The following is an 8245-nucleotide window of genomic DNA, read 5'->3' as shown; positions in this document are numbered from 1 at the left end:
GCTTAACTTCAAATCCTTGCGGTCAATGTGTCAAGTTTTATTGACAAAATCATAACATATTTCACTGGTACGTTTTTTTCAGAAATCGTGTAAACAATTTTCTGATTGTTACTGTCGTATACGGGGATATCGGAAAGAATTGCAACACCGTCAGAACCGGTTTTTATGCTGTAAGTCTTGCCGTTACCTGTGACAGTAAATTCTCTGCCGCCGTTATGATTATCCTCAGACTGCTTGTTGATCTTAATAGAACCTGTTTTAAGTTCGTTGTTGAATTTCACATTTATGGTCAGGTCAACGTCGCCGTCGGTAAGCTTGACATTCTTCGCCTTGGGAGCTTCATATCTCGTATCTACGTTGATTTCGGAAACAGTGTAAGTGATAGCCTTGCCTGTGGACATATCATAAACTTTCAGGTCGTCAAAGGTCGCAATGCCTTTTGCATTTGTTTTTGCAGTTTCAGAAAGAGATTTTCCATTGTATGAATAGGTGATTTTAAACTTTCTGCCGCTGATTATGCCATCCTCTGCTGACTTATTGATTTTGATTTTTCCCGTCTGGAAATCCTCCTTAACCTTGTTCACGCCCGCCTTGATTTTGTACACGGTTTTGTCCAGTGCGTAACCCGTAGGAGCCTTGATTTCCTTTGCGTAATAAGTCTTGTTTGGCAGCTTTACAGAGCCTTTTCCATTGCTGCCGATTTTGATTTCAGCAACCTTGTTTTTGCAGGATTTATCGCTGTAGATTCCATATACCGCTGTAGAATTGTCAACGCTTGATTTTCCCACAAGATCACCATTTGTATTATACTTATCTATCTCAAAAGTCACGTCGGTCTTTGTGATCCTGAACGCCGACATATTCATAGCAGTTGCAGTTTTACCGTCGGTCTTGTTGTTGATCACAACACCCTCCGAACCGTTGGACTCTATTCTCCAATGCCTGCCGCCTGCGCCTTTTCCGTCGCCGACTGTTTTGGAATTTATGAGGCTTTCGGATACACCGATAGATTTCAGATATGAAACAACATCGTTTTTTGAATCAAATTCACCCATGTAAATCCACGCATGATCTTCGCCATATGGATTCTGAGCCACCACTACAGAACCGGGAGTAATCGTCGAACCGTCGGAACACTCCCAATAAGGACGGTCTGTTGTCTTAATATTCTTCTTTTCAACATCGACTTTTGAAGTCACACCGTCATAAGTGATTGTGCAGTTGTCGTTTACCGACAGCCAGTGATCGGTATCAACGGGAACGGGGTTGTTCCAAGAAAATCCCGAAGTCTTGTATCCAAGCTGCGTCAGCGTATAGTACACAAGTCCCGAACAGTCGATACCGAGATTGTTTATCGTCTGTACCGACAGCGGAGTATACTGACCCTGATTGTATGCGTACCAATATCCCTTATTTCCGAAAGTATACGGAGAACCGAGAAGCGTTGCCGCCTTTGCGATCACCGTATCTGCCGACGGAAACGCAGAGTTTTCGGTCGAAGTACTTGCGGCATTTGCTGTTATCGCTCCGCTCACAGATGAACCAAGCATTGAAAAAGCGCAGAGTCCTGCCATTAACCCTGCGCTGAGTTTTCTCAATATTTTTGATTTTGTTTTAAACATATATTGCATTTCTCCTTTTCATTTTTGCAAAGAAAAAGAGCCGGATTTTTTCGGCTCTCTCGCTTGCATATTTGTTACATATTATCAATAAGCCGATTCGCTTATCGAAATTTCAATTGTATTGTCATTTTCATCAAATATTCGGGTTATTTCACCGTATTTATCTGATTTTAAAAATCTGCCGCCCTGTGTATCTAACACATACCATGTTCCCTCCACACATACCAAGTTTGCCATATGACCGTACCAGGCATCCGGTGAGAAAAACGCATACCGACATTCAAGTCCCACACCTTTACAAGCGTACATTGTTGCTGCTGAGAATACTTGACAATTTCCGCTGACGTTCCCTCTGATCCAATTGTAAACAGCTTCGGCTTTTCCATAATCAGAGCCGTTGTGCCCCAATCCTGCACCTATATTGTAATATTCATCGGTTGTTCTTCCGAGCGAATTTACATAATTCAAAACGCTTTGCAGGCTTGTTGTATCTTCAATTATATCTTCCGGCGGTTCAGTCTGCGGTTTTGGTGTAGTAGTCGGCGGATTTGTCACCGCAGGTTTTGCCGTTGTAACCGGAGGAGAAGGGTTGTTATTCTGAGGCTTATTGTCAGACGATTGGTTATTCTGCTGCGCACCGTTATTGCTCTGATTGTTATCGGACGGCGAATTATAGGTCTGCTGACTATTCTGCGCAGGCTGTACGTTATTTTCCTGACCGTTATTATTCTGCACGGAATTGTTTTGTCCCTGAATTGAGTTTCCCGAAGCACCTGACGAACCTGATTTCTTTGTAGTAGTTACAGTAATACCCGTCGGCTTTGAAGATGAGGATACCGTCTGCGAACTCTTTTTCGTAGTAGTTGTGGCTTCGCTTGTATCCTTTTCTTCTTTTGCCGATGAAGTTTCCGCAGTATCTTCGCCAGCCGTGCTTTCGGAAGCAATTGCAGTAGTAGTTTCCGATTTGGATTCTGTATCGTCTATCTGTCCGCAAGCCGTGAGCAGAAGACTGCATATAGCTAAGATCGTTATTGCTTTTTTCATGGTATCACCCCGATAAATTTGTTTCTTTAACGATAGCATATAACCGCCGCAAAATCCAGTGATTTTTGGTTTTTCTACCTATTCAATAAATTAAAAAGCCAATCTTTGTACTACATTGCTATCTCAGGCTCAGGTTTATCCGCCATTTCCTCATCGGGAGTATTTTCTACCTCAATTTCCGTAGCCTGCATTTGCTCCAATACGATAATGGGAGTTTCAAACATTTCGGAATATTTCTTGATCTGATCATCGGTAAGTGAACAGCTGTCCCATTCGCCGTATTCGTTCATATAATTTCCTGAAACAAAGAAAGTTCCATGTACAAGAACATTTCCCACAATACGATTAGGCTGTGAACCATTAAGCAGGAATTCATCGTTGCACCAAGCAATCGCAGTTTCTTTCGGCTCAAAATATATAGGTTCGATACACCCTCCGACTATTGCCTGCATATCGTGAATATCATCGCCGATTTCCTTTTCATACGGCGCTTTTTCAGGCTCAATAACAAGTATTTTCATTTACAAAACCTCCTCATCTTCATTGCAATAATCCCACAGTGGACACTCGTTACAGTCATCATACATTGAACATGTTCGCTCTATTTCTTCCTCCGAGATACCGCAGTCACGGCGTTCTGTTTCAGGAGCATTGCGCCATATCGTAAGCGTCACTCCGCTATCATCGCACTCCGTTTCCACGCTTACGGGATTTTCGTTTTCATCAAAAAGCCCCGAAAATACGGTAGTTCCGTTGGTTGTGAGTACCTGTGCAAAAATAATCTTTCTCATAAAATTATACCTCCAAATTGTCTGTTTCATCGTCAAACAGCGAAAGCTGGCGAACCGCCTGTAATCTCTCGCTTGTATCGTAATTGGATATGAGCAGCTCCGCATACTGACAGCCGCCGTCGTATCTCTGCGCCAGATTATTCAGTCTGCTGATCTCCTCAATGTGAATATTAGGCTTATCCCATATCTCACGGATTTCTGGACAGTCATTGTAGGAAACAAGAAACTTGCCCTTGATATCCATTAGCGAATCCCTGAGCCTAATATGATCCTTGGTTTTAAAACCAACGTCTTTGTAGTAGTTTTCGGTTGCAAAGTACGGTGGATCGCAATAAAAAAAGCTGACAGGGCGGTCGTACTGCCGTATCAGTTTTTCAAAGTCTTTATTCTCAACTACTACCTTCTGCAATCTCCTTGCTGCCAAGTCTATCATCGGGAAATCCGACCATATTGAATGCGGCTGACTGCCGAAGCTGTCAAGTCCACTTGCGTAGCTGTAACGGATAAGCTGATAAAACTTCGCCGCCCTGTCAACATCACGAAATCTGCTGAACAGACCTCGCTTATGAAGACTAGCAATCCAGTCGAAATCTTCACGAGAATCGAGGACATAACGAAGCTTGTACTTCAGCTTATTCGGGTTATCCCTGACACAGCGATAAAGATTTGCAAGATTTCCGTTAAAATCGTTGTATACCTCAAAATCCATACCGGGCGGTTTATGGAATAAAACCCAGCCTGCACCTCCGAAAACCTCGATATATCGTTCATAGTAAGGCGGAAATCTTGCAAGCACGGCGTCCCTGAGAGCCTTTTTCCCCCCTACCCATGACATAAAACTGTTCATTTTCTTCCTTTCTGCCGTTAAAACCAACAGCAGAAAAGTCGCTTTGCAAGCACCAGATTTTTATCTGCTGTTGGCAAAACGACCTTGTCCTAGCGCGGACGGCGCAATTTACGCTCAAATTTGATATGAACTATACTGCCTGCCCGCTGATTTTCATTTGTTGTATTTTCAGCCCTTGATTATTGGATCGACGTAGCTGAATATGATTCGTTTCTGTTCAAGGTAGCCGTTGGCTTTATTGACCTCGTTACACAGCTCCTTGTACTGCCGTTCCGAAAGTACGGGCTTTGTGGCTCTCAGCATTGCTGGAATACTGCCGAGGCAGAACTTGAAGTCAACTTTAGCTTTAATTCTGTTTGTGTGCATCACTTACCTCCTTGTCCAGACGTGCGATCTCTTTTTCCGCTGCCTTAAAAGCCGCAGCAAGACTGCCGACCGTCAATCCGATAACCCCTCCGATTATCATTCCTATGAATAAATACGTCATTACATCATCTCCATTCCTAAATCTTCGGTTTCTTCCTTAGGACTGCAATCTTCATTCTGTTTTTGTTCATTTTCTGAAACAAAACCGCCAAGTCTGTTTGGAACATAATCGGAAAGCCATGTACCGCCGAACTGCTCGTGAGTCTGCAATCTCCACATCGCAAGTTTACCGACATCAAGCTGAACGTCATCAAACGGAAACAGCAGACAAGTCAGATTTTCATTTTTAAAAGTATATGCTTTTTCAAATCGACTTTCGTTCTGCAATATTCCGCTTTTCGTCAGCATATCGTTTATGCCGTCAACCCATTCTTTAAGGTCGCCGCCGCAGCCTTGCAGGATAAGAGCCTCGCTGTTATTCATTTTTCTCAGATCGTGTAAAGTAACGCTTATTATCTCCATTATTGCAAAACCTCCTTCCCATAATATTTCTTCAGAAAATTTATGACGAACTGCTGCCCCCTGCCCGTAACAAACGTCTGCTGATAAGTCTTTGTCATAGTCGCAGTTTCAAACACCGACTCCTTTACGGAAAAATATCCGCGGTCGATAAAAGCCTGATACGGCAGATTGTTTGCCATAAGCACACCTTTTCCTTTCAGCCAGCCGTAAAGCTTGTTTCTGCCGACGGGGATATTTTCCGCTCTCGCAAGCTTTGCCATTGCGTTCATGTCGATAAGATTATCGGTATTTGACACCTGATTCGCAAACTCCACCAGCGGCTGATCGTGGCGGATACGTTCATTCAGCTTGTTGATAATGGTCATTTGAAGTCGGAACAGGTCACGGTATGGCTCGTCGAGAAAGGGGAGATAGTTTTTGATGAACATATCCTCGTTGGAAACGTAGCCGCCGGTGCGTCTGATGGTGGGGAGGACTTCGGCGGTCACCCAACGCCTGAACTCTTTGGCTCTCGGCATTTTGCTTGAGAGAACTAAGCTGTAAAAGCCGCTTTCATTGATAATAGTGGTCTTGCTCTTGTAATTTGAACCACTGTCGGAAATCACGACGGTGGTTTTATCCTCGGTATCCACATGACGTGAAAGAGCGTCCCTTGTGTTGGAATACCCTAAAATTTCCGCAACATCTTTTCCTACAAGCCACGGTTCGCCGTCCTTAATGACTGTTCTCACTTTTCCGAATTCGTCATTTTCAAATATTTTTATCATATTCTTCATTTGCGTTTTCCTCCTCGTCAAATTTCAGTAAATTTCTTGCAATAGCTTCAACCACATTTACCGTAATTGAATTTCCTGCCTGCTTGTAAAGCTGTGCGTCGGACATACCTGCTTCAGCGACTTTTTCAAACTGCTCTTTTGTAAATCCCTGCAATTTCCAGCACTCCACAGGCATAAGCCTGCGGATTCTGCCTTTGTGTACTATTCCGTGTCTGTCCGTAACCGTGAGCGTAAGCATCGGTTCATTAGGTTCTTTTATTCTGCGACCGTTCTGTCGGGTAGTTTCCTTAAATGGGTTGATTATCGCCCTAGGAGCTTCTTCAAGCACTCCCGAACGTTCGCCTTTGTGAGTTTCGTTTGTTACTCCCAAATCCATTCTTGTATGCAGACATCGGGCATTTTCTGTAATCTGCGGATTTTCGTTCAAATCACAAAAAACAGCGGAATGTTCTCCTCTATGATGAGATACTCCGCTGTTCTGACGTGCGGTAACACATCTTGCAATGTCTGTTATCTGAGGATCGGGATTGCAGTCTATGAAATAAAGTCCCGTTTTACCGCCCATGCCGCCCGAACCGCTGCATTGCGTAACAGCCGTGCCGTCTGTGGAATAAACTCTCGAACCCTGACTGCCGCCTATCAGCTGTTCAGGTTTTCTTTTTTCGCAATTTTCCTCATCATTTCCTCCGAAAGCCAGTATTTCTGAGGGACATTTGTCTCCAAGATATCCGATAAGGAACAGCCTTCTTCTTGACTGCGGTATTCCGAATCCGGCAGAGTTAAGCACGCGCCAGCACATACTATACCCCAGTTCAGAAATCTTTTCAAGGATGATTCTGAAACATTCCCCCTGCGATATACCAAGCAGGTTGGGTACGTTTTCAGCGATAAAGTAACGGGGGCGCTTGGCTTCAAGGATTTGGATATAGTTAAAAAACAGGTTTCCTCTATCGTCCTCAAAAGCGAGTCTGCGCCCCGCGACACTGAACGATTGGCAGCACGGGCCTCCAACGAGCAGATCAAAATCCGGCATATTTCCGTAATCGATTTTTGTGATGTCCTCATAAAAAATTTCCCCCTTTGTGTCATACAGCGTTCTGTAGGCTTTCTGTGCGAATCTGTCAATTTCACACCATCCGACGCACTCAAACCCGCCTACTTTTTCAAAAGCCGAACGGAACGCTCCTATTCCTGCAAACGCTTCGAAATATTTTATCATTTATCACCGTTCCTTTCCTTTTTGTAATAAAAAAACGGCTAAGTCTTTTTCAAAACTTAACCGTTACATTGACATATTCATTTCTTCGTTTTCTTCAAGATCTTCCGTTTCTGTAATTTCCTCGCACTCAATATTTTCCTCTGTTTGCTTATCAATCTGACTCTGTTCCTGAGCGATTTTATGGAACTTATCCACATCGGGGATAACCCCAAGCGTTCTTCCGTTGTCAAATTTACAATGCAGAGTTACTGCATCGTCCACAAATTGAACTATGCCTTTAGTACCTGGTGGAATCGGACGGGGATCGTTATCCATACTGTCAAGGCATATCCGAGTTCCTTCGGGATATCTCTGCCTGAGCATTTCTACCTTCTTTTCGTTGTAAATCATATTCTGCCTCACATCGTCATTCCCATATCGGGTCTTTGGTCATATCATCGGTCTGACTGCTGTTTATTTCTTACTTGATCACCTCCAGTCGTTTTAGATTCCCTTTTTATAGTATATTTGTTATCAAGCCTCCTTTGAAACAAAAAAGATCGCTTTGTCGTTTATCACATTTCGTGATATTTGACAAAACAGCCTTCTAAACTTTGTGAATGTTTTTTCATAAAAAATCGGCAGGCTTAGAGCAAAATATACTCAAAGTCTGCCGTTATGTTCGATATTTTTTGTTGTGTAGGGTTCGACTCCCTTTTTTTCGTGAAAACTGGTGAAAAGCATCCACGGTTTTACATTAAAATTTTTTGTTTTCTAAATATCAAAAAAGCCCGTAAACACGGGCTTTTTAAGGTGAGTATCCATTTGGTATCACCAATATGGTTGCGGAGGCAGGATTTGAACCTACGACCTTCGGGTTATGAGCCCGACGAGCTACCGAACTGCTCCACTCCGCGATGTTTGATTGTCTTCATCAGTACTCTCTGTCCTGACTGCTTTACTATTATAGCACATAAACGCACTCTTGTCAAGCCTTTTTTCAAATTTTTTTGAAAAAATATTTTTTTGTTGTTTTTGAGGAAAAAGTATTGACATTCCTGCCGCTTTGTTGTATAATA

The 8245-nt window shown here is 43.1% G+C and carries 11 protein-coding genes and 1 tRNA gene; all 12 read right to left on the bottom strand.

Annotated elements, in window-relative coordinates:
* Positions 1–8: 8 nt before the first annotated feature.
* Positions 9–1622, bottom strand: a complete 1614-nt coding sequence (locus LI114_RS08690; protein WP_227220345.1) for a SpaA isopeptide-forming pilin-related protein — start codon at positions 1620–1622, stop codon at positions 9–11.
* Between the two features lie 84 nt (positions 1623–1706).
* On the bottom strand, positions 1707–2666 hold the full coding sequence (locus LI114_RS08685) for a transglutaminase domain-containing protein (protein WP_227220344.1): 960 nt from the start codon (positions 2664–2666) through the stop codon (positions 1707–1709).
* 110 nt (positions 2667–2776) lie between these two features.
* Entirely contained in the window at positions 2777–3187 is a 411-nt protein-coding gene (locus LI114_RS08680; protein WP_227220343.1) for a DUF3846 domain-containing protein, read from the bottom strand.
* Positions 3188–3457, bottom strand: a complete 270-nt coding sequence (locus tag LI114_RS08675) for a hypothetical protein (protein WP_117898186.1) — start codon at positions 3455–3457, stop codon at positions 3188–3190.
* Positions 3458–3461: 4 nt separating this feature from the next.
* The gene (locus LI114_RS08670; protein ID WP_227220348.1) at positions 3462–4292 is read right to left on the bottom strand and encodes a DNA adenine methylase; all 831 of its coding nucleotides are present in this window, start codon (positions 4290–4292) and stop codon (positions 3462–3464) included.
* Between the two features lie 180 nt (positions 4293–4472).
* Positions 4473–4670: a hypothetical protein gene (locus LI114_RS08665; protein WP_038671814.1), complete on the bottom strand. Its 198-nt coding sequence runs from the start codon at positions 4668–4670 to the stop codon at positions 4473–4475.
* Positions 4651–4791, bottom strand: coding sequence for a hypothetical protein (locus LI114_RS08660; RefSeq protein ID WP_181986911.1), 141 nt, complete (start codon positions 4789–4791; stop codon positions 4651–4653). Before LI114_RS08660 ends, LI114_RS08665 begins: the two co-directional genes overlap by 20 nt.
* Positions 4791–5192, bottom strand: coding sequence for a hypothetical protein (locus LI114_RS08655; RefSeq protein ID WP_413770901.1), 402 nt, complete (start codon positions 5190–5192; stop codon positions 4791–4793). Before LI114_RS08655 ends, LI114_RS08660 begins: the two co-directional genes overlap by 1 nt.
* Positions 5192–5968, bottom strand: a complete 777-nt coding sequence (locus LI114_RS08650; protein ID WP_227220342.1) for a BRO family protein — start codon at positions 5966–5968, stop codon at positions 5192–5194. Before LI114_RS08650 ends, LI114_RS08655 begins: the two co-directional genes overlap by 1 nt.
* A complete protein-coding gene (gene dcm / locus LI114_RS08645; RefSeq protein WP_227220341.1) occupies positions 5943–7187 on the bottom strand; it encodes a DNA (cytosine-5-)-methyltransferase in 1245 nt (414 codons plus the stop codon). Before dcm ends, LI114_RS08650 begins: the two co-directional genes overlap by 26 nt.
* 63 nt (positions 7188–7250) lie before the next feature.
* Entirely contained in the window at positions 7251–7577 is a 327-nt protein-coding gene (locus LI114_RS08640; protein WP_227220340.1) for a DUF4314 domain-containing protein, read from the bottom strand.
* Between the two features lie 429 nt (positions 7578–8006).
* Positions 8007–8083 (bottom strand) — tRNA-Met (locus LI114_RS08635).
* Positions 8084–8245 lie beyond the last annotated feature (162 nt).

The organism is Ruminococcus sp. 210702-SL.1.03, assembly GCF_020559915.1.
GTDB lineage: Bacteria > Bacillota > Clostridia > Oscillospirales > Ruminococcaceae > YE71.
The sequence above is the reverse complement of the archived record's forward strand: the minus strand, read 5'-3'. Positions and strand labels throughout refer to the sequence as shown.

Excerpts from the sequence above, each read along its gene's own strand:
- LI114_RS08655 (WP_413770901.1), bottom strand. The coding sequence starts at position 5,192 with ATGGAGATAATAAGCGTTACTTTACACGATCTGAGAAAAATGAATAAC.
- LI114_RS08690 (WP_227220345.1), bottom strand. The coding sequence starts at position 1,622 with ATGTTTAAAACAAAATCAAAAATATTGAGAAAACTCAGCGCAGGGTTA.
- LI114_RS08680 (WP_227220343.1), bottom strand. The coding sequence starts at position 3,187 with ATGAAAATACTTGTTATTGAGCCTGAAAAAGCGCCGTATGAAAAGGAA.
- LI114_RS08675 (WP_117898186.1), bottom strand. The coding sequence starts at position 3,457 with ATGAGAAAGATTATTTTTGCACAGGTACTCACAACCAACGGAACTACC.
- LI114_RS08665 (WP_038671814.1), bottom strand. The coding sequence starts at position 4,670 with ATGCACACAAACAGAATTAAAGCTAAAGTTGACTTCAAGTTCTGCCTC.
- dcm (WP_227220341.1), bottom strand. The coding sequence starts at position 7,187 with ATGATAAAATATTTCGAAGCGTTTGCAGGAATAGGAGCGTTCCGTTCG.
- LI114_RS08650 (WP_227220342.1), bottom strand. The coding sequence starts at position 5,968 with ATGAAGAATATGATAAAAATATTTGAAAATGACGAATTCGGAAAAGTG.
- LI114_RS08640 (WP_227220340.1), bottom strand. The coding sequence starts at position 7,577 with ATGATTTACAACGAAAAGAAGGTAGAAATGCTCAGGCAGAGATATCCC.
- LI114_RS08685 (WP_227220344.1), bottom strand. The coding sequence starts at position 2,666 with ATGAAAAAAGCAATAACGATCTTAGCTATATGCAGTCTTCTGCTCACG.
- LI114_RS08660 (WP_181986911.1), bottom strand. The coding sequence starts at position 4,791 with ATGACGTATTTATTCATAGGAATGATAATCGGAGGGGTTATCGGATTG.
- LI114_RS08670 (WP_227220348.1), bottom strand. The coding sequence starts at position 4,292 with ATGTCATGGGTAGGGGGGAAAAAGGCTCTCAGGGACGCCGTGCTTGCA.